Genomic DNA, 22,907 nt, shown 5'->3' on the forward strand with positions numbered 1-22,907 from the left:
CCTGTCCTTCCGGCAATAAAAAAGATTGTCATCATCACTAAGCATAACGCTTTGCGTGGATGTTTTTTTGCAATCTGCTAATTTTTAAACTGTTCCCCTGCTGCTGAGAAAAACAACAATATGATTAACACCCTTAAACTTTCCTCTGATTTTCGTCGCAGTTTCCTGCGTGAAGTACTGGTGCCGCTGGTGGCTATCTTACTGCTGACGTTTGTGGGTGCAGGCGCCGCGCTCTTTGTCGGCACCTCACTCACCAATACTGAGGCCCGGCATCAACAGCAGCGGATGATTGAAGCCTCTTTTTCACAGAGTCTGAATGAGCATCTGCGCCAGTTGCACAGCCTGTCGCGCTGGGGACCTTTTGAGCAGCATCTGGCGGAGGGCAACAGCGGCAGGTGGCTGGATGAAAATATCGGGCAGTGGCTGTATGAGATGTTCGGCCATCAGCTGATTATGGTGCTGGACCCGCAAAACCAGATCGTCAGAGTCTGGCGTGAAGGCCAGCCGGTCTCCGCCGCTGACAGCGACCCGCTGATTGGAGAGGTGCTTAAAAGCCCGATGGTGAAAGATCTGGCGCGTCAGGATAACGCCGATTATGCACGTGTGACGAACCGTGCCGCTGCGCTGGCCGTGGGTAATATTCAGCGTGACAGCGACGACCAGCCGCACTACCGGCTGGTGAGCCTGAAATTTCTCGATGACGGCTACCTGGCGGGACTGGCGGAACGCAATCAGTTGCAGGGACTGCACTTCTCTGACGGCACGCCTCAGCAGGGCACCGATGCGCGTTATCTGCTGATCGCGCAGGCGGGCGAAGCCGTCGGCTACCTGAACTGGATCCCTTCCCGTCCGGGTGCGCAGATGTTGCGTACCATCGGGCCGTCTACCGGGCTGGCGGTGCTGGCGATATCCCTGCTCTGCCTTTATATGGTGCGGCGACTCTGGAACTCGTCGGTTAACCTCTCGCAATCAATGCTCAGGCTTGGCGCGTCGGAAGCTCAGGCACAGCATCTCGCGTTTCATGATGTGCTGACCGGCCTGCCAAACCGCGCCCTGGTTGAAGACCGCTTAACCCAGGCGCTGGCCCTGGCGACACGCCACGATCAGCGTGTGGCGCTGCTGCTCATCGACCTGGACCGCTTTAAGGCCGTTAACGATACCCACGGTCATCACGCTGGCGATGAGCTGATCATCGCGGTGGCGCAGCGCCTGAGCCGTATCGTGCGGGCCAGCGATACCGTGGGACGCATCGGCGGCGATGAATTTATCGTGGTGATGCCGGAGGTCGATAACATTGATCAGGTGAATAGCCTGGCGCAGCGCATCATTGACGAACTGGCTCAGCCTTTTACCCTGTTCGGCAATGATGTCTGGAGTGGTGCCAGCATTGGGCTGGCGCTGGCACCGCGGGATGGCATCGACCGGCTGGAGCTGATGCGCAAAGCAGATATCGCGCTGTATGAAGCCAAAAGCGGCGGACGCGGCCGGTTTCGTCAGTTTGAACGGGCGATGGATGAGTCGGTGCGAACCCGGCAGACCATTGCCGAGGATTTGCGAACGGCGCTGCATACCCGTCAGGAGCTGGAGGTGTGGTATCAGCCGCTGATGGATGTGGGCGGCCAGCAGATGGTCGGCATAGAGGCGCTGCTGCGCTGGCACCATCCTACGAGCGGCCTGATTGCACCGAGTGAATTTATCGCGATTGCAGAAGAGACCGGTCTGATAATTCCACTGGGCGAATGGGTGCTGGCGGAGGCCTGTGCCACTCAGCAGCGTTTCCCGGCGCTGCTGGTCGCGGTCAACGTCTCGCCGGTGCAGTTCCGCTCTACCGGCTTTGTTGAGCGGGTGATGGCGATTGTCAGTCAGAACGGCGGCGATCCGAAGCGCCTGGAACTGGAGATCACCGAAGGGGTGTTAATCGAGGATGAACGTGAAGCACGTGCCATTATTGTGGAGCTGCGTGATGCGGGCTTCCGGATTGCGCTGGATGACTTTGGCACCGGCTACTCCAGCCTTAACTATCTCAGCAACTTTCCGGTGGATAAAATCAAAATTGACCGCTCATTTACCCAGTCGCTGGGCGTGGCGGAAAATTCAGTGGCGATTGTTGAATCGGTGGTGAAACTGGGCCATGCCATGGGCCTGATGGTGACAGCAGAAGGCGTCGAGACGCCAGGGCAGATGTCTGCGCTGGCAGATGCGGGCTGTAATCAACTGCAGGGCTATCTGTTCAGTCAGGCGGTGCCCGCCGATCAGCTCGCGGCGCTGATGAAAACTATTGCGCCAGACAACGCGCAGCAAAAGTGATCGCTGATGTGCAAAGCCTGAGCGCAACCTGGTGCTCAGGCTTTCCGGCCGCGTGATGCACCTGAGATCAGAAGATCAACATCGCCCTTCATCCGTCGTCGCGGGAAATTAACCCCCCAGGCTATCCAGCAGCGCGGCAGATGTGGCGACCGCGCCAAAGATACCGCCCTGCATATGGATCATGCTCAGCGCCGCCTCATGATGCCGCCGCTCTGTCGCGGCACAGCAATCGGACAGCACCAGGCATTCAAAGCCGCGATCGTTGGCTTCGCGCAGCGTGGTGTGGACGCAGACATCGGTGGTAATGCCGGTGAGGATCAGGTTACGGATGCCGCGACTGCGCAAAATCAGCTCCAGATCGGTGGCATAAAACGAACCCTTACCCGGCTTATCGATCACCACTTCGCCCGGCAAAGGTGCCAGCTCCGGGATAATCTCCCAGCCCGGTTCGCCGCGCACCAGAATACGGCCGCACGGTCCGACATCGCCAATCCCGGCGTTCATGCGTCGCGAGCGCCAGCGTTTGTTAGCGGGCAGATCGCTGAGGTCGGGCCGATGTCCTTCGCGGGTATGGATAATCGGAAATTGCCGGGCGCGCATCGCTGCCAGCACCTGCTGCAGCGGGGCAATGGGCGCACGGGTCAGGCTCACGTCATATCCCATGCTGTCTACATAACCGCCGACGCCACAGAAGTCGGTCTGCATATCAATCACGATCAGCGCGGTGTCAGCCGGCGTAAAAGTGCCGTCAAACGGCCACACGTAGGGAGTTGAATTAACGCTGTAGTCGGACATTGCTGTTCTCCATTACCGGGCGCGGCATGCGCATTCTGCTGATCACGCTGTAGCTGATGGCGGCGGTCACCAGACCAATCACTGCTTCACCGAACTGCGGGAAAGCCACATGGGCGATCACCGCACACAGGCTGCCAATCGCCCAGGCGGCAAACGCGGTGCCACGGAAACGCTGCGCCGGACGCTGCTCGCTGATACGGGCCATAAAGATCAAATCCACAATCATCACGGCACCAAACGGCGGCACCACAATCCCCAGCAGGCTAAGCCACTCCAGGAAGTAAGACCAGACGCCCGCCAGCGCCAGTACGCCGCCGATGGCCCCGAGGATCAGCGTCCAGAGCCGCATTTTGCTGCTGAAAAGATGACTGAAGCCTACTGCGCCGTTGTAGAGACAGTGAGTGCAGACCGATCCCAGATTGATAAAGACGAACAGACAGGCCACCACTGACAGAAAGGCGCTGTGCCCCATCAGCATCGGCAGGAAGTTCCCGCCGTTGGCTAACGGATCAACAGCCGCGCCCACGGCCACGATCACCACGCCAAACAGATAGGAGATCACATTGGCGACCGGGAAGGCAGAGAACGCGGCGATCACCGCCGAACGGCCATTCTTCGACCAGCGGGTAAAGTCCGCGGTCATGGTCCCGGAGTCAGCAAAACCAGCCACCACCATGGTGACTGCGGTGCCCATGCTCATGGCACCGGCGGCGCTGGCGCTGCCCTTCCACTGCGTCACCACCGAGAAGTCGTGCTGTTTGCTGATCAGCCACAGTGCCACAATCCCCAGCACCACAAACAGTGGCGCGGCAATCATCCCCAGCACCGACAGCGCCCGCACGCCCAGGAACGTGATGCCGGTGTAGAGGATCATGGCAAAGGCCGTCACCGCCAGCGCATTCCAGCCAAAGGTCTGATTAATCACCGTGCCGGTGAGGCCGGTCTGGAAGGCATACCAGCCGATCACCACCGTCGAAAGAAAACCTGAGACCAGGATGTAGCCTTTGCTGCCAAAGGTGCGTCTGGCCTGCAGGGCGAAATTCATCCCGCTGTTACCAGCGTACCAGCTCAGCGCGCCGACATAGGCGAACAGCACCAGGTTGCCCAGCAGAATGGCGATCAGCGCGGGCCAGAAACCCAGATGCCAGGTGATGATGCCGCCAAACAGCGCATTGGTGAGGATCATCGGAAATCCAAACCAGACCGCCGAGACGGAGCGGGTTGAGTGGCGATGCGACAATGGCACCGGCTCATGTTCAAACTCCTGCTCCAGCGCAGGTGTATCAGAGTTTTTCATTGGGCGATTCCGGGTTGAAGGTGATTCCACGGCTGAATGCGCTCGAAAGCGGCACTGGCAGCCAGCACTAAAGCATCATCAAGATGACGTCCGACAATCTGCAGACCGATGGGCAAGCCGCTGGCGGTGAAACCGGCGGGCACAGACGCGGCGGGCTGACCGGTGAAGTTGAACGGGTAACAGAACGAGAGCCAGTGATCGTTGCGGACCATACGGCCATCGATGATCTCCGGTCCCTGCATCCCCAGCGGAAACGGCGGTACTGCCAGCGTGGGGGTGATCAGCAGATCAAAGCGCTGCATAAAGCGCCACAGGCTGTTGCTGACCGCTTTGCGGGTGGCGATGGCATCGGTGAAGTTTTCCGCCCGCCAGTCACGCTGCAGCATGGCGACCAGATGCGGCGACATCTCACTGCCCTGCTTTGCCATCATCTGGCGCATGCCAGTGAGGTCGCTCTCCATCGCCACCAGCGCGCCAAAGGCGGCGGCCGGATCGGGGAAACCGGGATCGGCCAGCTCCAGTTCCGCACCGATTTCAGCGGCGAAACGCTTCACCGCTGCGCTGACCACCGCCCGTACTTCCGGGTCAACGGCCACATAGCCAAAATCTGCGCTGAAGGCGATGCGGAGTTTGCCAGGCAAATGTTGCGTTGCGCCCAGCCAGTCAACGTCGCTGCAGGGGATCGAGTGGCGGTCGCGCATATCCGGCCCCGCCATCAGTGACATCATCAGAGCGGCATCGCGTACGCTGCGCGTCATCGGCCCGATATGCTCCAGCGACTCCCAGCTCGACACGCCGGGATAACGTTCATCACGACAGCCAGGCCACAGCGGCACCCGGCCCATTGACGCCTTGAAGCCAAAAATACCGCAGTGCGCCGCCGGAATGCGTACAGAACCGCCGCCGTCGCTGCCCAGCGCAATCGGACAGAGCCGCGCCGCCACTGCAGCACCTGATCCGGCGCTGGAACCGCCGGGCGTCATCGCCAGATTCCAGGGGTTACCCGGCGACGGGAACAGCGGATTGTGCCCGACGCCGCTGTAGCCAAACTCCGGCGCAGTGGTCTTGCCCAGCAGAATAGCGTCGGCGGCCAACAACCGTTCCACCGTGATGTCGTCATCTTCCGGCACGAAGTCTTTGTACGCCGCCGAACCAGAGGTCGTTCTGACGTTCGCGGTGCAGATTAAATCTTTTACCGCCAGCGGTACGCCCGCTAAAGCGCCCAGTGTCTCTCCGCGCGCCCGGCGGGCATCGACGGCTCTGGCCTGTTCCATCGCCCGTTCCGGCGTCGGGGTACAAAAGGCCTGTATCGCCGGTTCCCGCAGCTCCATCCGCGCCAGCGCCGCCCCGGTCAGCTCGCAGGCCGAGACTCCCCCGCTACGGATCAGTGCAGCCATCGTGGTGGCATCTTCGTCTAATAAGGAGTCAAACATGGGTTACCTCACCAAAGTGTACCTGTCAGCTAGTGCATGAAGCGTGCCAGATAGCGAGTAACCGGACGGTCTGAGACAGGGATGCCAGATGGAATACGGGCTGGGATACAAGATCGAATTCTTATGATGTCGGAGGCGGGCTGCTGTTTATTTTTTCAGCACGATGATGGCGCAGGGCTGCGCGATAAGGGGGCGTAATAGCTGAATGGTTAACGGCCTGGCTGAGGTCTGTTTTGACGTGTTCGATGGTATGGAGTGCCTGGGTGATTTCCGCCATATCAGCCTCGCCGGGTTAGGCAGTGCTGTCGTTTTGAAAAGCGTCTTTCTGGCGTTAATGGCACACCTTGAAAGTTTTTCTATCGGCGGTTTTGTTTTCCAGGCTGCGTCTGGAGAGATCGTTGACCGCAATCGTCCGACACCCCTTGAGGAGATCTACGACGCTTTGCTTGGGTTAAAAAATGAACTACGCTACAATCGCCGGACAGGGTTGCCGAAGAAAGCGCCACAACCTTTAATCCCGGACTGTTTCCGGGCTTATAAAGTAGTGACTACAGGGAGAGCTTGCTATGTCGTTTTATGATAAACACAATGGTACCACAGATGCGGCTGATGCCGAGAACAGGGAGTTAAGGGCACTATTGGTCGCTGAATGGCTGGCCAGGCCCGATCTGCCCGCCATTAAAGCCCAGCTAGCGCAGGCGAAAAAATGCTCGTCATCTGCCCTGTTACGCCGCAAGCTTAAAGAGCTGAATGCGCGCGAAATGCAGGAAGATAAGATTCGGGATTAGCACTTAAAGGCCCGATAAACGGGCCTGATGAATTTTTTATGGCTTCAGACTTACCCGTAGACGGCTTCCCGCCCAACACAGTGCATTCACCTCTACTCCGGAAAATCCGTCTCCACCGACGCCTGTTTCCACGCTTCGATCTCAGCCAACCGCTCTTTAAGCTTACTGGTTACGGCATCATGGCCCCAGGCACCCATCACCAGATGGCGTGGCGGGTTGTCATGTTCGGTGATGGCAATCATTGCCCTGGCGGCCCGCGCCGGATCGCCCTTTTGAGTGCCGCTGTATTCGGACGTCGCTTTCATCCGCGCAGCAGCAGTATCTGCATATTCCGGCAGGGTACTCGGCGTCTGGTGCAGTGAGCGTCCGGCCCAGTCGGTGCGGAACGGACCTGGCTCGACACAGGTAACGCGAATGCCCAGCGGCCCCGCTTCCAGCGCCAGCGAATCTGACCAGCCTTCCACCGCATGTTTGCTGGCAGAGTAGTAGCCTGAGCTGGCAAAGCCAATTAAGCCTGCCACCGAGGTAATGTTGATGACGTGGCCGCTGCGCGCCTTTCTCATCGCGGGCAGCACGGCGCGGGTCAGGGCAAACAGGCCAAAAACGTTGGCATCAAACTGCGCGCGGATTTCGCTTTCCACACCCTCTTCCACCGAGCTTTGATAGCCGTAACCGGCGTTGTTTACCAGCACATCGATGGTGCCGAACGTGTCGAGTGCCGCTTTGACGGCCTGGTCGATGCTCGCCTGGTGGGTGACATCCAGCGCTACTGCCAGCGCGTTATCGTGTCCCTCAACCAGATCGGCAATGGAAGATGTATCACGTGCCGTCACGACGACCTTAAAACCACGCGCGATGGTCTGCTGCGCCAGTTCACGACCAAATCCGGTCGAACATCCCGATATTAACCAGACAGGGCTGGAGTGAGCAGTCATGGTAAGACTCCCGTTGATGATGAAGTGACTGGAGACCCGGACGCGAGTGCATCCGGGATTTAAGGTTAGCGAGGCGCGGCTGCCCCACTTAGCCCTTAATGCTTTTTATTGAACAGCTGGCTGGCGGTGTCGCTGATGATCTGTGCCGCGCCGCGATCGCCTTTCACCATCGACGCCATAAAGGCTTTCGCCTGTTTAAAGGTGATGTGCGGCGGTAACGGGGCAACTTCCGGATCGGTTTTCACCTCCAGCAATACCGGGCGATCGGCGCTGAGCGCACGCTGCCAGGCCGCCGCCAGATCGTCAGGATTATCGACAAAAATACCGACCATCCCCAGCGACTGCGCAAACTCAGCATACTTCACATCCGGCAGTTGCTGCGAGGCGTCAAAGCGGGGATTCCCTTCCATGACCCGCTGCTCCCATGTGACCTGATTGAGATCCTGGTTGTTGAACACGCAGACGATCAGGCGTGGATCGGCCCACTGCTGCCAGTATTTCTGGATGGTGATCAGCTCTGCCATATTGTTCATCTGCATCGCACCGTCACCCACCAGCGCTACTACCGGTTTTTCCGGGTGAGCAAATTTTGCAGCAATCGCATAAGGCACCGCCGCGCCCATACAGGCCAGACCGCCGGAGAGCGAAGCGCGCTGACCCTGTTTTACCCGATAGTCGCGGGCGAACCAGTTAGCACAGGAACCAGAATCTGAAGTGACAATGGCGTTGTCCGGTAGCTGAGGTGACATTTCCCACACCACCCGCTGCGGATTGACCGGATTAGCCGGAGCCATCGCACGCTCTTCCATCAGCGTCCACCAGTCCCGCACCTGAACCGCGATATCCTCCTGCCAGCTGCGATCCTCTTTATGCTCCAGCAACGGCAGCAGCGCGCGAAGGGTTTCAGCCGCATCGCCATGCAGATTCACTTCGCTGGGATAGCGCAGGCCAAGCATGGCAGGATCGATATCAATCTGCACAGCACGCGCCTTGCCCTCTTCCGGCAGGAATTCCGTCCACGGGAAGCCGCTGCCGATCATCAGCAGGGTGTCGCAGTTCTGCATTAAATCGGATGAAGGTTTGGTGCCGAGCAGGCCAATCGAGCCAGTGACAAAAGGCGCGTCGTCCGGCAGCACATCTTTGCCCAACAGTGCTTTTGCCACGCCCGCGCCCAGCACATTGGCGACCTGTACCACTTCCACGGCGGCGTTGCGTGCGCCCGCACCGATCAGAATTGCCACTTTTTTACCGGCGTTAAGTACCTCGGCGGCGCGTTGCAGATCTGCTTCATAAGGAATGACTTTAGGACGCTGATAGCCGCTGCCGGAATGGGTAAAGCCGTGCAGATGCTGCGGTGGCTGCCACTCTTCATCCTGAATATCTTTAGGGATGATGATCACCGCCACGCCGTTTTGCGCTTTGGCGATGCGCACGCCCCGGTCGAGCAGATGGCGAACCTGGGTTGAACTCGAAGCTTCCTGAACGAAGTTGGCAACGTCCGAGAAGATGCGATCCAGGTTCATCTCCTGCTGATAACTGGAGCCGCGCGCGGTCGCTTCCGCCTGTCCGGCAATCGCCAGCACCGGAGCATGATCCATTTTGGCATCATAGAGTCCGGTCAGCAGATGGGTCGCGCCGGGCCCGCCGGTAGAGAGGCAGACGCCCAGCTCACCGGTGAATTTGGCGTGTCCTGCCGCCATAAAGGCCGCCATCTCTTCGTGGCGTACCTGAATAAATTCGATGCCGTCGCCTTTGGCGTTAGCACGCTGAATGGCGCCCAGCACCCCGTTGATGCCATCTCCCGGATAGCCATAGATGCGTGTGACGCCCCACTCTTTCAGGCGCTGGACAAAAAAATCACTGGTTTTCATGCTCATCGTCGCGTTTCCCCTTGTAGTCCATGCAGACTTAAAGCGTAGTAGACGATGCGCAATCGCCGTTAATTGTTCGCCATTGCCGGGTATCGCTGACGCAAATCACTGAATATTTGTGCCATATCCGCCGTTTCGCCTATCTCTGCCACCGCCCGGAATACCTGGGTTTTCAGGAAGTGACGCCAGCTCACCGGCGCGCTTGCCAGAAAGGCGGTAAGTAACTGATAACGCTGTGGCGTCCAGAGCGTTTCGAAGCGACTCCGTGCTTCGCCGTGCTCAAAATGGTGCGCAGCCTGCTGCGGCATCGTGGTGCGCAGGTGCTCCGTTGCTGCCCGATCCACGTGGTGATCAACCACCACCACGCCATACTGCGTCCTGGCTGCCGCGACGCTGAGATAACCGCAGCGCACATCCTGCATCACCGCATCGGCATCGCGCTGTGTCGGCAGGCCATAACCGCCCGCGCCGGGTCCGCGCACTTCGACCACGTCACCCGGCAGGCAGTGGATCACATCAGTGTTACCGTGATTGATGACCTCACCGTCGCGCCGGGTACGGAAGTAAGAGAGCGCCCCACTCTGGCCGCCGACGACGCCCGCCGAGGCAAACACCGATCGGTTACGGTTGCGCGCGGTAATGGTGGTATTGGGCGAGAAAATCTCAAATGCCATTTCGGTGGCTAAACCGCCGCGATAGCGACCGGCTCCGGCGCTGTCCTGCGCCAGTCCATAGCGGTGAAAACGGATCGGCACTTCCGCTTCGTTGATCTCAATCGGGGTGTTTTTCAGGAAGGCGGACAGCCCGCCAGAGCCATCGGGCCCGTCGTGACGCGGCGTGCCGCCCGCGCCGCCGCCCACCGGCCCCAGCGAGGCGACCACGCTGCGGTTCTGTGTCTGGGTACGGATGTTCATGATTGAGTTACCGCCCGGTGAATTTGCGGGCAGACGGTCCGGCATCGCCAGCGAGAAGACGCCGATGGTGGCAATCTGCGACAGCGCACAGGTCAGCGAGCGCATCCCCACCGCTGCGGGCGCTTCACAGTTCATCACGGTGCCAGGCGGCAGGATTGCCCGCGTCGGCCGCAGCGTACCGGCGTTAAGCAGCAGAGTGCGATCAAGGGTTGAGAGCACATAGGTGACGCCCACCAGCGCCAGCGGATGCCGCTCACGTCCGCCGGTCGGCATATTCAGCGACGAAGCCAGCTGCGGGTCGCTGCCGGTATAGTCCAGTTCCAGCTGATCGCCCTGCACCCGCAGCGTAATGGCGATGCGGCAGGGATAACCGCCCTCGCCATCTTCATCGGCGTAGTCGGCATAAAAGTATTCCCCGTCGGGAATGGTTTTGATAATGCTGCGCGCCTGCGCTTCGGCGTAATCGAGAATGCCTTCGACGCCCTGCAAGAAATCATCGATGCCAAAGCGGGCAATGATGTCGTGGATTTTGCGCTCGCCGACGTTCACCGAGGCCAGCTGGGCTTTGAAATCGCCCCAGTTCTGATCCGGCACCCGCACGTTGAGCCGCATGATGCTGGCGACCTCTTCGTTAAGCTGACCCTGACGCATGATCTTCAGCGGCGGAATGCGGATCCCCTCCTGCACAATATCGGTCAGCGAGCGCGACAGCGAGGCAGGCACCGCGCCGCCGACGTCGGTGTTATGAATATGACCGACCACGAAGCAGACGATTTCGCCCTCGTGGAACACCGGTTTCCAGATGTGGATGTCGGGCGAATGGGTCGCAACGTTGCCGGCATAAGCGTCGTTGGTGATGCAGATATCGCCGTCGGCATACTCATCAATCAGCGCCAGCACCGGCGCATAGTCGATGCCGCTGTACCAGGGTGCGCCGAAGCTGCGCGGCGAGGCAAATGCCAGCCCGCTGCGGCTGACAATCTGGCAGGAGAAATCTTCCGTCTCTTTAACAAAGGTAGAGTGCGCGGTGCGCATCAGGGTAAAGGCCATCGCATCGGCAGCGGCGGCGCAGTAGTTCGCCAGAATCTGTAAGTTACGTCCATCAATCGCCATGTTATGCCTCGCTCGCCGTGATCAGCAGATTACCGAAAGAATCGACCGTGACGCCCATGCCGGGCGGCACACAGGTGGTGCAGTCATCCTGAGCGATGATGACCGGGCCGCTGAGCTGATGTCCGGCGCGCAGCACCGAACGCAGGACTAAATCCACCTGATGCCAGCCGCCGTCGATCCACGCCCTGGTCTGCTTCAGTACCGGCACCGGTTCCGTAGCGGGTGCCAGCGGGTTGATCACCGGTTTCGGCGTCGGTGAGGCGATGACCAGCCGCAGGTTGATCAGCTGCACTGGTGCCTCCGGATCGCAGTGACCAAACAGTTGCTGGTGCTGCCGATCAAAGGCGTCATGCAGCGCAGTGAAATCCGCCTGCGTCAGCCAGCTCGCCTCCAGCGGCACGTCGATCTCAAACGACTGGCCGCGATAGCGCATATCTGCACTGAACTGCAGGCTGTATGGCATGTCGCTGCCGTGCTCCTGCGTCAGCCAGCCGCAGGCGCACTGCTGTAATGCTTCGGCTTCACTGGCTAAGGTGTCGGCCAGCGCAGGCGTCAGATCGCCGTAAAGCGTGCGGATAAAGTCATTGCGGATATCCGCTACCAGCCCGCCCAGCGCGGAGAGCACGCCCGGCGTCGGTGGCACAATCACCCCTTTCATGTTCAGCTCGCGGGCGAGAAAACAGCCCATCATCGGGCCCGCTCCGCCAAAAGCGAGGAACCAGAATTCACGCGGATCGAGTCCAAAGCGCGACAGCAGTCCACTGGTGTCGCTGTACATGCTGGAAATCGCCAACTGGATAGCGGTCTCGGCGGTCTCCTCTACCGAAATATCGAGCGCATTGGCCAGTGGCTGCCAGGCCGCACAGGCAGCGGCGACATCCACGGTGACCGCATTATAACCCAGCGCACCGTGGCCCATCATGCCGCAGGCGGCAAAGGCATCGGTGGCAGTCGGCTGTGTGCCACCGCGCTGGAAGCAGACCGGCCCCGGCAGCGATCCGGCGCTGTCCGGCCCCATCTGCAATACGCCCTGACCATCGATCCACGCCAGCGAGCCGCCGCCCTGACCCACCGAGGTAACGGCGACAGAAGGAATAAAAATCGGGAAATCCCCGATGATTTCGCCATTGCCCTGCGCCACTTTGCCGTCGATGATCACCGCCACGTCGGCGCTGGTGCCGCCGATATCCAGGCTGAGGATTTTGTCAAAACCGCAGGCGCTGGCGAGGTAACTGGCCCCGATCACGCCGGACGCGGTGCCGGAGAGCACCATCTGCACGCATTCGCGTTTCGCCTGGTCAACCCCCATCACCCCGCCGTTGGATTTGGTGATGCGCGGCGGCGGCCTCACGCCAAGCCGTTTCAGTGCCTGCTCAAAGGACTCCAGGTAATGGATCACCATCGGCTGCACATAGGCGTTGATGGTGGCGGTGATGGTGCGTTCATATTCGCGGATAATCGGCCAGATATCGGATGAACAGGAGGTCAGCAATTCAGGCGCCACCTCATCAATGATTGCTTTCACCGCCGCTTCATTGTGCCGGTTGCGATAACTGTGCAGTAGCGACACCACAATGCCCTGACAGCCTGCGGCACGTGCCTGCTCAATGGCGTCGAGCACGCTCTGCCGATCCACCGGTTGCAGCACGTTGCCGTGGGCGTCGCTGCGTTCACGAATAGCAAACACCCTGTCGCGGGTGATCAGCGGAGCGGCACGCCGCGAGAAAAGGTCATGGATATGCGGGATTTTAAGCCGGGCCAGCTCCAGCACATCGCAGAAGCCCTCCGTGGCGAACAGGGCCAGCCGCACGCCGCGCCGCTGGATCACCGCGTTAATGCCTACCGTAGTGCCGTGGGTGAAGTAGCCAATTTCTGCGGGATCGATGCCCTGATGCTGCTGAAACTGCGCCAGCCCGGTTACGATTTCGCTGCCTGGCTTGTCCGGGCGCGACAGGACTTTCAGGGTGTGGATCTGGTTCGTTTGCTGATCGAGCACGGCGAAATCGGTAAAGGATCCGCCAATATCCACGCCAACGCGGTATCGCATATCGGGTTAACTCCAGTGTCAGGAAGGGGGGAATTCCATCAGCATCTCGGGATGCTGTACCACACACCAGCCGAGCCGCTGGTAGACCTGATGGGCATCCTGGGTTGAGAGCATCCAGCGATGCACCGTTTGCAGCTCCGGGTGTTCACGGACGCAGGTCGCCAGCCAGCTGCCCAGCCCGTGACCACGCCAGTTTTCATCAATCATCACGTCGCAGAGCCAGCCAAAGCGGGTGTAGTCGGTGATGAGTCGCGCAAAGCCAATCTGTCTCTGCTGGTGATAGAGGCCAAACGGCAACGAACCGGCAATCGCCCGCACGGTTTTGGCCTGGGGCTGACCTTTGGCCCAGTAGGACTTCTCCGCCAGCTGGATGTGGATCCAGTTAAGGTCGAGCTGCTGGCGGCGGGTAGAAACGGTGAACGCATCGCGCTGCCACTGCTGGTCAGCAATCTGTAATGAGTCCATGACAACTCCTTGTATCGGTTGAAATCAGTGTAAAAGGGTTCGTGCGCCAGTTGAGACTGTAGCGCGCCACAAAACCGGCTGCAGCAGCTGAATTTTTCAGCGGAAAAAAATTTTATGCTGAGGGGGATTGGGCATATTGAAGCGGTAAACGAAGCAGAGGGATAACGCTTTTAGAAGGCAGTGACAAAGCGGGATAGCGGTAACGGCCCTCTCTCCAGTGGAAGTGAAAGAGGGTGACCGCCTGCTATGCGCCGAATTCGACTGAGTTGTGCTTGCTGATCAACGATCGCAACGGCACGCTGCTTTTCATAATTGGGGATTTAATCACGATATAGCTGAAGTACTTGTCGATGCCGATCTGCGCATCGAGCATCTTCTCAATCACTTCCTGGTAATGTTCAATACTGCGGGTAATAAAGCGCAGCAGATAGTCATAGCCGCCGGTGATCAGATGGCACTCCATCAGTTCATCGACATCGCGCATCGCACTTTCGAATTTCATAAAGTCTTCCCGGCGATGACCTGAAAGGGTGACTTCGGTAAAGACGGTCACCGAATCGGTAATGCGGGTGAGATTAATGTGCGCTTCATAACCGGTGATAAAACCGGCCTGTTCAAGACGTTTGACCCGTTGCAGACAGGGACTGGGCGAGAGGCCTACGGCGTCGGCGAGGTTAACGTTGCTGATACGGCCATCTTTCTGGAGTTGCACCAGGATGTTGATGTCGATGCGGTCGAGTTTCATTAAGCCGTTCATAGCACCCCCCTCATTGTCAGAGCCTGTTGGGCCAGGCGCTTAATCAAATGTTCAGAACCTCCCGAAGATATAACACGCTTTACCGTAAACGCGCCAGCGCTTCGCAGTGGTTATACCAGCGGGAGATTTTAAAATTACCCTAACAAAATCAATGAGGAATACAGTTTTAACCCAACCGGCCAGTGGCGCGGGCCAGCGCAATATCGAAGATATGAAGCGCCTCTTCCAGCTGTGAGTCGGTGGTCACCAGCGGGGCCAGGAAACGGATGGTGTTGCGATGCAGGCCGCATTTGATCAGCAGCAATCCTTCCTGACAGGCGCTGTCGAGGATCTTCTGGGTCAGCACCGCATCAGGACGGCCCGTTTCGAAGTCGAGAATCTCCACGGCCTGCATGAAGCCCACGCCGCGCACATCACCGATGCAGGCATATTTTTCCGCCAGCTGTCGCAAACGGGCATTGAGCTGTTCACCGAGCTGACAGGCGCGCTGCAGCAGGTTCTCATGCTCAAACAGATCCAGTACCGCCAGCGCCGCCGCACAGCCCAGCGCGTTGCCGCCGTAGGTGCCGCCTAATCCGCCGGGCGTTGGCGCATCCATGATCTCCGCACGGCCGACCACGCCGGAAATCGGCAGACCGCCGCCCAGGCTTTTCGCCAGGGTGATTAAATCCGGTTTGATCCCCAGCTGCTGGAAGGCAAACATCGTACCGGTACGTCCGAAGCCGGACTGCACTTCATCACAGATCAGCACAATGCCGTGCTGGCTGGTGATGCGGCGCAGCGCCTGCATAAAGGCGGGACCGGCGGGCAGGAAGCCGCCATCGCCCTGGACCGGCTCGATAATAATCGCCGCCACACGCTCCGGCAGGATCTGCACCGCAAAAAGCTGATCCATCGCCTTCAGACAGTCCGCTTCGGTGATACCGTGCAGCGGGTTCGGGAATGGCAGACGGTAGATATCGCCAGGGAACGGGCCAAAGTTCTGTTTGTAAGGCGCGGACATACCGGTCAGGGTGACGCCCAGCAGGGTGCGGCCATGAAATGCCCCATCAAAAGCGATGATGCCGGGGCGCTGGGTGTGTGAGCGGGCAATCTTCACCGCATTTTCCACCGCTTCGGCACCGCTGGTGAAGAAGACGCTTTTATACGCCTCATCGCCACCGACCAGTTTGTTCAGCCGCTGCGCCAGCTCGATATAGCCCGGATAAGCCACGACCTGGAAGCAGGCGTGAGACACCAGACCGAGCTGGCGGGTCACCGCATTGACTACCGCGGGGTGATTGTGGCCGACATTCAGCACGCCGATGCCGCCCACAAAGTCGAGATAGCGATTGCCCTCAACGTCCCATACTTCACTGCCTCTGGCGCGTTCGATCACCAGCGGATGGGCGGTAACGACACCGCGCGGCACATTCTGCTCGCGTGCATCCAGTAACAGGCTGTTATCGGAATATGCTTGCTGCTCTGCCATGACATTCTGCATTTTAAACCCTCATCCACGTATCGTTCGGTTGGCTCAAGTATCGCAACCTGCTGGTTTCTCACGCTGCCGTAATTGCCCGGGCAGCGGCATTTCCTGTCAAAATCCCGCTGCATTCAGCAGGGAAATTTCTCTGCCAGCGCCTGACGAATCAGCGTGGCAAAAACGTTAACCCCATGCGGGATCAGCGCATCGTTGAAGTCGTAAGCGGCATGGTGCAGCGGCTTGCAGGGTGCCGATCCCAGCCACAGATAGGCACCGGGCCGCGCCTGCAGCATAAAAGCAAAATCTTCCGAGGTCAGCGCGGGCCTGGGCGCGGCGTCAGCCGGGATGCCCGCCTGCTTCAACGCCTCCAGGCAAAACTGTGCTTCCGCCGCGCTGTTAATCGTTGCCGGGTAGTAACGCAGATAGTTCACTTCTGCGCGCAGGCCATGGGCAGCGGTGATGTGCCCGGCCATCTGGCGCAGCCGCCTTTCAATCGTATCCTGCGCCGCCGGGCTGAAAGTGCGCACCGTGCCGGTGATGTTCGCCTCTGCCGGGATCATGTTGTGCGAAAAACCGCCCTGCATCCGGGTGACGGTGAGCAGTGCCGTTTCACACGGATCCAGGGCGCGGGAGACCAGAGTATTCAGCTGCACCACCAGCTCACTGGTCGCCAGCAGCGTATCGTGAGTCAGGTGAGGCTGTGCGGCGTGACCGCCTCCGCCCAGCACCCGGATATCAAAGCGGTCAGCCGCCGCCATGATGGCGCCGGGCCGGGTCTGTACCTGCCCGAGCGGCAGTTCGGGCCAGTTATGAATGGCGTAGACTGCTTCGCAGGGGAAGCGGCTGAAGAGGCCGTCATCGATCATCGCTTTTGCGCCTGCCAGCCCCTCTTCGGCGGGCTGGAAGATAAAACAGACGCGGCCGTCAAAGCTGACATCGCGCGCCAGTATTTCGGCGGCCCCCAGCAGCATTACGGTGTGACCGTCGTGGCCGCAGGCGTGACTCACCTGCTCTGCCCGGCTTTGCCAGTTGGTGCCGCTCTGATCCTGCATCGGCAGCGCATCCATATCGGCGCGCAGACCGATCATGCGTTCACTGCTGCCCTTCTTCAGTATCCCGACCACGCCGGTTTTACCGATACCGCGATGCACTTCAATGCCCAGCTGTTGCAGGAAATTCGCCACGATGTCGCTGGTGCGCTGCTCCTGAAAACCCAGCTCAGGGTGCGCATGCAGATCGCGGCGCAGTGCCACTAAATGTTCCATCTTAATATCCTCGCGAACGGTCAATCTCACCGTGCAGCGGCTCGCCACGCTGGTAGCGCCGCAGGTTTTCCAGCAGTGCCGCAATGGCGCTCTCATTCTGTGTCTGACTGGCGATGTGCGGTGTGAGCCAGATGGCGGGATGGTGCCAGAACGGATGACCAGCCGGTAACGGCTCCGGATCGGTAACATCGATCACGGCAGCACGGAGCTGACCACTCTCCAGCGCGTCGAGCAGATCGTCATGATTCAGTTGCGGGCCGCGCCCGGCCTGCACCAGCGCCGCGCCCTGTGGCAGCTGGCTGAATAGCGGCTTATTCAGCAAACCCTGTGTAGTGTCAGTCAGCGGCAGCAGGCAGACCAGAATCTCGCTGTGCGCCAGAAACGCCTCAAGTTGGTCGTCACCGTGCCAGCAGCGGACGTCGGGAATCTGGCGTGGTGTGCGGCTCCAGCCTGCGCAGTCAAAGCCCAGCGCCACCAGCTGCGCTAACGCAGCCTGTCCCAGTTCGCCCAAGCCCATCACACCTACCCGACGCTGCGCGGCCGGTAATGCCGCATGGGCCAGCCACTGCTGCTGGCGCTGCTGCTGGAAATAGCGCGGCATGTCGCGATGCAGACCGAGCACTGCGAAGGTGACATATTCCACCATACCCTGCGTCAGGCTTGGCTCGATCATTCTGATCACCGGCAGATCGGGCGGCAGCGCACTGAAGTCAAACTGATCGGCTCCCGCACCCACCGAGAACAGCAGTTTTAGCCGGGGAAACAGCGCCGGAATGCCTTCGGGAGGCTGCCAGGCAACCAGCGCCTCAACCTGCTCTGGATCGCCGGTTTCAGGCCAGATATGCAGCTGAATGTCAGGCGCATGCTCTGCCAGCCAGCGCTGCCAGATTCGGCCACGTTCCGGCTCCGATTTATAGACGATATGCATCAGGCCATCGCCTGTGTCATTAGTCCAAACGCCTGCATACCCTGCGGCGTCCAGGGCGTGCCGCGCACCATGGTGGTGGGTGCATCGACCTGAGGAATGCCCAGACTCTCAAGCCAGGCGGCCATCGGCAGAGCCCCGTCGGTGTCGATACGCAGGAACTGCCCCTGCAGCGACTGCATCAGTGAGGCCACCAGCGCCTGAGCAGCCGGGAAGTCCGCCGCGATGACCGGGCCTATCGCCCAGCCGTGACCAAAGCGGCGCAGGCTGGCGAAGCCCTTAATCTGCTGCTGCGCATCCTCTAAGAGCACTGTCTGGCCGTCGCGCAGTAAATGCTCAATAAGCGCAGGACGATGCATACCATTTGCCTGCTGATCCCGCGTCACCAGTGTGGCGTGATCGGCCTGGGTCGCGGGTCGCAGCTGCATTCCCGCCGGGATAACAATTTCCGGCAGCGTGGTCACTTCACGAGTCTGGTGCTGGCGAATCTCACCGCAACTGACAAAGCCGAGCTTTTCATACAGGCCTTTGCCCATTTCGGTCGCGTGCAGACGCACATTACAGTCGGGGACTTTTTCCAGCTGCGCCAGCATCAGCTGTTTACCCAGGCCACGCCCCTGCTGCTGGTTATCGACAATAATCAGTCCCAGCGTGGCGGCACGGTCGCCCCAGCGCCAGAGTACTGCGCTGCCAATCAACTTACCCTGCTCTTCAATTACCGTGCCCTCACCCAGCTGCAGCGCCAGCGCCCAGTCTTCGCGTCGGTGGGGCCATTTCAGCGCCTGCGTTAAGGTGAAACACGGGTCGAGATCGTCTGGCGTCATTGCGCGTATTATCAGGCTCATTACAGGTCTCCTTACATCATGCCTGGCGTTTCAAGTCCGCTGCCGTCAACCAGACGGCTGTAGCGGTAAGGTGTCGGATCAACGATCGGAGTGGCTTCAGTGGCAAGGTCGGCTGCCAGTCGTCCGGCACCCGGTCCGATACCGAAGCCGTGGGCGCTGTAACCCGCCGAGAGCACCAGCCCCGGCAGTTTCGCCACGGTAGAGATCACCGGAATCGCGTCCGGGGTGCTGTCAATCATGCCGCCCCACGACTGCGCCAGCCGGAGGTTCGCCAGCGCCGGGTATTCACGCCGCATCGCCGCCAGGCCCTCTTCCACGATTTTTGCATCGGCAGCCGGATCGAGAATACGCATGCGCTCAAACGGTGACTCGCGGTCAAATGACCAGCCACCCATCGCTTCCGGCCCGTTGAAGAACGGCGACAGGCCGAGATTCAGGGTGAGATTCTTGCGGCGGCTTTTAAAGGTCGGATAGAACTGGCGGGCATAACGCAGCCCCTGCGCACCCGGCTCCAGTCGACCGCGACCCGAGACGGACACGGTGTAACTGCCGTCCATTTGTGGCCGGCAGGCAAAGCCCGGCGTGTAGAGCGGCATGGCGATCGCCTGCTCGATAGGCTGCGTGCGGAAGGCCGTGCCGATCACGTTGCCCAGCGGCAGATCGATGCCGTGACGGCGGCAGAACATTGAGGTCCAGGCTCCGGCGGCGCAGATGACCCGGCTGGTTTTGATCAGGCCACGTTCGGTCCAGACGCCGCTGACCCTGCCGCCAGCGATATCCAGCCCGCGCACCGCGCACTGCTGAAACAGCAGCGCACCTTTTTTCAGCGCGCCCGCCACCAGTCCCGGTGCTGCCAGCCTCGGCTCGGCGTGGCCGTCTGTAGGCGCTGAAAGACCGCCCCGCCAGCTTGTTGTACTGCCGGGCGTCATCGCTTTGGCCTGCTCCGCCGTGAGAATCGAACTGTTAATGCCATAGCCTTTCGCCATCTGGATCCATTTATCCCAGGCCGCGATGTCCGACTCTTCCTGTGTGGCGTAAACCAGCCCGCTGCGGCGGAACCCCAGCTCTTCGCCGGTTTCATCGTTCAGCTCCCCCCAGCGTTGCAGCGCATAGATAATCAGCGGCAGTTCACGCTCATCGCGGTTCTGCTGGCGACACCAGCCCCAGTTGCGGCTCGACTGCTCCGCGCCTACCAGGCCTTTTTCAATCAGCACAACCTTCAGTCCCTGCTTCGCCAGCTCCCAGGTGGCTGCGGCACCGGCAATACCGGCGCCAATCACCACCACGTCGGCGGAATCGGGGAAATTCGCACTGTCCTGTACATAACGAATCGGTGCAGGCATAACAAGATGACCTCTGTTGTCAGTATCTGGTCTGGCACAGGGCAACACGGCCGCTGTGCGTATGTGCGTCACCTGCGCAATGCATCAGTGCTGTGCAGGCGGGTAAATCAGAGCGAGCAATAACTCACTCAGCTTTTAAAATCTCTTCATGCTCATCCAGCCAGCCCTGACGCAGCTCCGGTACCGCGCGCTTCAGGCGCTCGAAATACAACTCGCTGGTCGGCTTGTCGTAGTCGTTGCGCGCCAGCTGGGTAACGATGCGACCGCTCTTCATCACCACAATTTCGTCGCACACCGCGCGTACCGCATGCATATCGTGACTGATAAAGATCACCGACAGCCCCAGCTCACGGCGCAGTTCGCTGATTAAGTCGAGTACGGCGGCGGCAACCACGGTATCGAGCGCCGAGGTCACTTCATCACACAGGATCAGATCCGGTTCAGCCGCCAGCGCACGCGCCAGATTGACACGCTGCTTCTGTCCGCCGGAGAGCGCCCAGGGACGTCGCCACAGTACGCTGCGCGGCAGCTTTACCAGATCCAGCAACTGATAAAGTCGTTGCTGGCGGGCCGCCCCGCTCAGGCCATGAAACAGCGTCAGCGGTCGCGACAGGATGCGCTCAACGCTGTGGGCCGGATTCAGTGCGGTATCCGCCATCTGGAACACATACTGAATGCGCCGCAGCTCATTGTCAGGGCGTTTTTGCATATCGCCCGCGATGTAGTGGCCGTTAAACAGGATGTGGCCGTGACTGGGGGCGTTGAGTCCGGCAATGGCGTGTGCCAGGGTGGTTTTGCCCGAGCCTGATTCACCGATAATGCCAATCGCCTGCCCCTTCCACAGCTTGAGGTTGATCTCCTCCAGAATACGCACTTTCTGATGACCGTCGTTACCGCGCGGACCATAACCTGCGCTAAGGTCACGCACCTCCAGCAGCGGCTGAATATCGGCGGCGGCCGGGCACCAGTTGCTGGGCCGCTCTTTCTGCCGCGCTGCGTCCATCAGTAAGCGGGTGTACTCCGCCTGCGGGGCGCCAATCAAATGCTCAGTACTGCCATACTCCGCCATTTTGCCGCGCAGCAGCACCAGAATCCGGTCAGCCATCTGCGCGACCACGGCCAGGTCGTGGCTGACGTAAATCGCGGTGACGCCACGCTGCACGACCACGCGGCGAAACGCTTTCAGCACTTCTACCTGCGTGGTTACATCCAGTGCGGTGGTGGGTTCATCAAGGATCACCACGTCAGGATCGCCAATCAGCGCCATCGCCGTCATCAGACGCTGTAGCTGACCGCCCGACACCTGATGCGGGAAACGATCGCCAATGGTCTCGGGGTTCGGCAAAGCCAGTTCGCGGAACAGGCCTATCGCCTTCTCTTTCGCCGCTTTGCGGGTCAGGGTGCCGTGGATGACCACCGGCTCAATCACCTGTTCAAGAATCTTCATCCCCGGATTAAAGGACGCCGCCGCGCTCTGGGCGATATAGGCGACTTTGTTGCCGCGAAACGCACGAAGCTGGCCCGGCGTCAGGCTGTTAACGTCGGTGCCGGCAACGTGAATGTTACCTTCGGCGATGCGGCAGCCGCTGCGGGCATAGCCCATCAGCGCCATGGCGATAGTGGTTTTACCGGAGCCGGATTCGCCTATCAGCGCCAGCACCTCGCCCTTCTGCACGGTGAAATGGATGTCGGAAACCAGGTCGATCTCTTCGCCGCGATCGGTCTGCGCGGTAACACGCAGTTTATCTACCGAAATCACCGGCATGGCGGTATGTGGTGTCACGTTCATGCTCCCTCCTTCGCCAGCGTCATCGGACGCATCGCCTGCAGGCTGTCAATGAACAGGTTGGCACCAATGGTCAGGCTGGCAATCGCCAGCGCGGGCATCAGTACCGCAGGGGAACCGTCAAACAGCCCCTGCATATTTTCACGTACCAGCGTGCCCCAGTCGGCGTACGGCGGCTGCACGCCCAGGCCCAGGAAGCTCAGGCCGCTCAGCAGCAGCACGATGTAGACAAAGCGCAGGCCGAAGTCCGTCAGCATCGGATGCACCATGTTGGGCAGGATGTCGTGAATGGCGATATACCAGCGGCTTTCGCCCCGCAGTCGTGAAGCGCGGACGTAATCCATGCTGCGCAGCGAACTGGCCATGGCAAAAGCGATGCGGAATGCGCCCGGCCAGTAGGTGAACACCGCCGTCAGGATCAGCATCGGCAGCGAGGAACCAAACACCGCGACGATCATCAGCGACAGTACCTTGCCCGGCAGCACCAGCAGTGCATCGTTAATGCGGCCGAGTAACTCCTCCAGCCAGCGTCCCGTTACCGCCGCCAGCAGGGCCA

At 60.0% G+C, this 22,907-nt stretch carries 19 protein-coding genes; 3 read left to right on the forward strand and 16 right to left on the reverse strand.

The window, feature by feature from the left end:
- The first annotated feature begins 120 nt into the window (after positions 1 to 120).
- On the forward strand, positions 121 to 2,307 hold the full coding sequence (locus tag AC2LB6_RS18740) for a putative bifunctional diguanylate cyclase/phosphodiesterase (protein ID WP_490094642.1): 2,187 nt from the start codon (positions 121 to 123) through the stop codon (positions 2,305 to 2,307).
- Positions 2,308 to 2,415: 108 nt separating this feature from the next.
- Here the strand turns inward: AC2LB6_RS18740 and biuH are convergent, their stop codons facing one another.
- The 3 genes from biuH to AC2LB6_RS18755 are packed head-to-tail and all read right to left on the reverse strand — an operon-like array spanning position 2,416 to position 5,832.
- Positions 2,416 to 3,102 (reverse strand): biuret amidohydrolase, encoded by a 687-nt coding sequence (biuH, locus tag AC2LB6_RS18745; protein WP_490094643.1) that lies wholly within the window; start codon positions 3,100 to 3,102, stop codon positions 2,416 to 2,418.
- A complete protein-coding gene (locus AC2LB6_RS18750) occupies positions 3,083 to 4,399 on the reverse strand; it encodes a purine-cytosine permease family protein (RefSeq protein WP_490094644.1) in 1,317 nt (438 codons plus the stop codon). The genes biuH and AC2LB6_RS18750 overlap by 20 nt, the downstream gene beginning before the upstream one ends.
- Complete coding sequence (locus AC2LB6_RS18755) at positions 4,396 to 5,832, reverse strand: amidase (protein WP_490094645.1); 1,437 nt, start codon at positions 5,830 to 5,832, stop codon at positions 4,396 to 4,398. The genes AC2LB6_RS18750 and AC2LB6_RS18755 overlap by 4 nt, the downstream gene beginning before the upstream one ends.
- Before the next feature lie 205 nt (positions 5,833 to 6,037).
- Here AC2LB6_RS18755 and AC2LB6_RS18760 point away from each other — a divergent pair, with 205 nt between their 5' ends.
- Positions 6,038 to 6,412: a hypothetical protein gene (locus tag AC2LB6_RS18760; RefSeq protein WP_490094646.1), complete on the forward strand. Its 375-nt coding sequence runs from the start codon at positions 6,038 to 6,040 to the stop codon at positions 6,410 to 6,412.
- On the forward strand, positions 6,399 to 6,620 hold the full coding sequence (locus AC2LB6_RS18765; RefSeq protein ID WP_490094647.1) for a hypothetical protein: 222 nt from the start codon (positions 6,399 to 6,401) through the stop codon (positions 6,618 to 6,620). Before AC2LB6_RS18760 ends, AC2LB6_RS18765 begins: the two co-directional genes overlap by 14 nt.
- Positions 6,621 to 6,712: 92 nt before the next feature.
- Here AC2LB6_RS18765 and AC2LB6_RS18770 read toward each other — a convergent pair whose 3' ends face one another.
- The 13 genes from AC2LB6_RS18770 to AC2LB6_RS18830 all read right to left on the reverse strand — a co-directional run.
- Positions 6,713 to 7,555 carry an oxidoreductase gene (locus AC2LB6_RS18770; RefSeq protein ID WP_490094648.1) on the reverse strand — a complete coding sequence of 281 codons (843 nt, stop codon included), beginning with the start codon at positions 7,553 to 7,555 and terminating at the stop codon, positions 6,713 to 6,715.
- A gap of 95 nt (positions 7,556 to 7,650) precedes the next feature.
- On the reverse strand, positions 7,651 to 9,432 hold the full coding sequence (locus AC2LB6_RS18775; protein ID WP_490094649.1) for a thiamine pyrophosphate-requiring protein: 1,782 nt from the start codon (positions 9,430 to 9,432) through the stop codon (positions 7,651 to 7,653).
- 62 nt (positions 9,433 to 9,494) lie between these two features.
- Complete coding sequence (locus tag AC2LB6_RS18780; protein ID WP_490094650.1) at positions 9,495 to 11,453, reverse strand: hydantoinase B/oxoprolinase family protein; 1,959 nt, start codon at positions 11,451 to 11,453, stop codon at positions 9,495 to 9,497.
- A 1-nt stretch (position 11,454) separates the two neighbouring features.
- The gene (locus AC2LB6_RS18785; protein ID WP_490094651.1) at positions 11,455 to 13,500 is read right to left on the reverse strand and encodes a hydantoinase/oxoprolinase family protein; all 2,046 of its coding nucleotides are present in this window, start codon (positions 13,498 to 13,500) and stop codon (positions 11,455 to 11,457) included.
- Between the two features lie 18 nt (positions 13,501 to 13,518).
- Positions 13,519 to 13,965 carry a GNAT family N-acetyltransferase gene (locus AC2LB6_RS18790; RefSeq protein ID WP_490094652.1) on the reverse strand — a complete coding sequence of 149 codons (447 nt, stop codon included), beginning with the start codon at positions 13,963 to 13,965 and terminating at the stop codon, positions 13,519 to 13,521.
- A 244-nt stretch (positions 13,966 to 14,209) separates the two neighbouring features.
- The gene (locus AC2LB6_RS18795; protein WP_090959808.1) at positions 14,210 to 14,722 is read right to left on the reverse strand and encodes an Lrp/AsnC family transcriptional regulator; all 513 of its coding nucleotides are present in this window, start codon (positions 14,720 to 14,722) and stop codon (positions 14,210 to 14,212) included.
- 166 nt (positions 14,723 to 14,888) lie between these two features.
- The gene (gene gabT, locus AC2LB6_RS18800) at positions 14,889 to 16,205 is read right to left on the reverse strand and encodes a 4-aminobutyrate--2-oxoglutarate transaminase (RefSeq protein WP_490094653.1); all 1,317 of its coding nucleotides are present in this window, start codon (positions 16,203 to 16,205) and stop codon (positions 14,889 to 14,891) included.
- Between the two features lie 113 nt (positions 16,206 to 16,318).
- On the reverse strand, positions 16,319 to 17,452 hold the full coding sequence (locus tag AC2LB6_RS18805; RefSeq protein WP_490094654.1) for a M20 aminoacylase family protein: 1,134 nt from the start codon (positions 17,450 to 17,452) through the stop codon (positions 16,319 to 16,321).
- Between the two features lies 1 nt (position 17,453).
- A complete protein-coding gene (locus AC2LB6_RS18810) occupies positions 17,454 to 18,380 on the reverse strand; it encodes a 2-hydroxyacid dehydrogenase (RefSeq protein WP_490094655.1) in 927 nt (308 codons plus the stop codon).
- A complete protein-coding gene (locus AC2LB6_RS18815) occupies positions 18,380 to 19,222 on the reverse strand; it encodes a GNAT family N-acetyltransferase (protein WP_490094656.1) in 843 nt (280 codons plus the stop codon). Before AC2LB6_RS18815 ends, AC2LB6_RS18810 begins: the two co-directional genes overlap by 1 nt.
- An 11-nt stretch (positions 19,223 to 19,233) precedes the next feature.
- Positions 19,234 to 20,565: an NAD(P)/FAD-dependent oxidoreductase gene (locus AC2LB6_RS18820; protein ID WP_490094657.1), complete on the reverse strand. Its 1,332-nt coding sequence runs from the start codon at positions 20,563 to 20,565 to the stop codon at positions 19,234 to 19,236.
- Positions 20,566 to 20,689: 124 nt separating this feature from the next.
- Positions 20,690 to 22,354: an ABC transporter ATP-binding protein gene (locus tag AC2LB6_RS18825; protein WP_490094658.1), complete on the reverse strand. Its 1,665-nt coding sequence runs from the start codon at positions 22,352 to 22,354 to the stop codon at positions 20,690 to 20,692.
- Positions 22,351 to 22,907 (reverse strand): ABC transporter permease (locus AC2LB6_RS18830; protein WP_490094659.1); only part of this gene is annotated, 557 nt, incomplete at its 5' end. The genes AC2LB6_RS18825 and AC2LB6_RS18830, both read right to left, overlap by 4 nt.

This window comes from Pantoea sp. RCC30.1, from assembly GCF_058148845.1.

Bases quoted from the DNA above. Each gene is read 5' to 3' on its own strand.
- AC2LB6_RS18810 (WP_490094655.1), bottom strand. From the start codon at position 18,380: ATGCATATCGTCTATAAATCGGAGCCGGAACGTGGCCGAATCTGGCAG.
- AC2LB6_RS18770 (WP_490094648.1), bottom strand. From the start codon at position 7,555: ATGACTGCTCACTCCAGCCCTGTCTGGTTAATATCGGGATGTTCGACC.
- AC2LB6_RS18815 (WP_490094656.1), bottom strand. From the start codon at position 19,222: ATGAGCCTGATAATACGCGCAATGACGCCAGACGATCTCGACCCGTGT.
- biuH (WP_490094643.1), bottom strand. From the start codon at position 3,102: ATGTCCGACTACAGCGTTAATTCAACTCCCTACGTGTGGCCGTTTGAC.
- AC2LB6_RS18785 (WP_490094651.1), bottom strand. From the start codon at position 13,500: ATGCGATACCGCGTTGGCGTGGATATTGGCGGATCCTTTACCGATTTC.
- AC2LB6_RS18805 (WP_490094654.1), bottom strand. From the start codon at position 17,452: ATGGAACATTTAGTGGCACTGCGCCGCGATCTGCATGCGCACCCTGAG.
- AC2LB6_RS18780 (WP_490094650.1), bottom strand. From the start codon at position 11,453: ATGGCGATTGATGGACGTAACTTACAGATTCTGGCGAACTACTGCGCC.
- AC2LB6_RS18820 (WP_490094657.1), bottom strand. From the start codon at position 20,565: ATGCCTGCACCGATTCGTTATGTACAGGACAGTGCGAATTTCCCCGAT.
- AC2LB6_RS18795 (WP_090959808.1), bottom strand. From the start codon at position 14,722: ATGAACGGCTTAATGAAACTCGACCGCATCGACATCAACATCCTGGTG.
- gabT (WP_490094653.1), bottom strand. From the start codon at position 16,205: ATGCAGAATGTCATGGCAGAGCAGCAAGCATATTCCGATAACAGCCTG.
- AC2LB6_RS18765 (WP_490094647.1), top strand. From the start codon at position 6,399: ATGTCGTTTTATGATAAACACAATGGTACCACAGATGCGGCTGATGCC.
- AC2LB6_RS18760 (WP_490094646.1), top strand. From the start codon at position 6,038: ATGGTTAACGGCCTGGCTGAGGTCTGTTTTGACGTGTTCGATGGTATG.
- AC2LB6_RS18775 (WP_490094649.1), bottom strand. From the start codon at position 9,432: ATGAGCATGAAAACCAGTGATTTTTTTGTCCAGCGCCTGAAAGAGTGG.
- AC2LB6_RS18755 (WP_490094645.1), bottom strand. From the start codon at position 5,832: ATGTTTGACTCCTTATTAGACGAAGATGCCACCACGATGGCTGCACTG.
- AC2LB6_RS18740 (WP_490094642.1), top strand. From the start codon at position 121: ATGATTAACACCCTTAAACTTTCCTCTGATTTTCGTCGCAGTTTCCTG.
- AC2LB6_RS18825 (WP_490094658.1), bottom strand. From the start codon at position 22,354: ATGAACGTGACACCACATACCGCCATGCCGGTGATTTCGGTAGATAAA.
- AC2LB6_RS18790 (WP_490094652.1), bottom strand. From the start codon at position 13,965: ATGGACTCATTACAGATTGCTGACCAGCAGTGGCAGCGCGATGCGTTC.
- AC2LB6_RS18750 (WP_490094644.1), bottom strand. From the start codon at position 4,399: ATGAAAAACTCTGATACACCTGCGCTGGAGCAGGAGTTTGAACATGAG.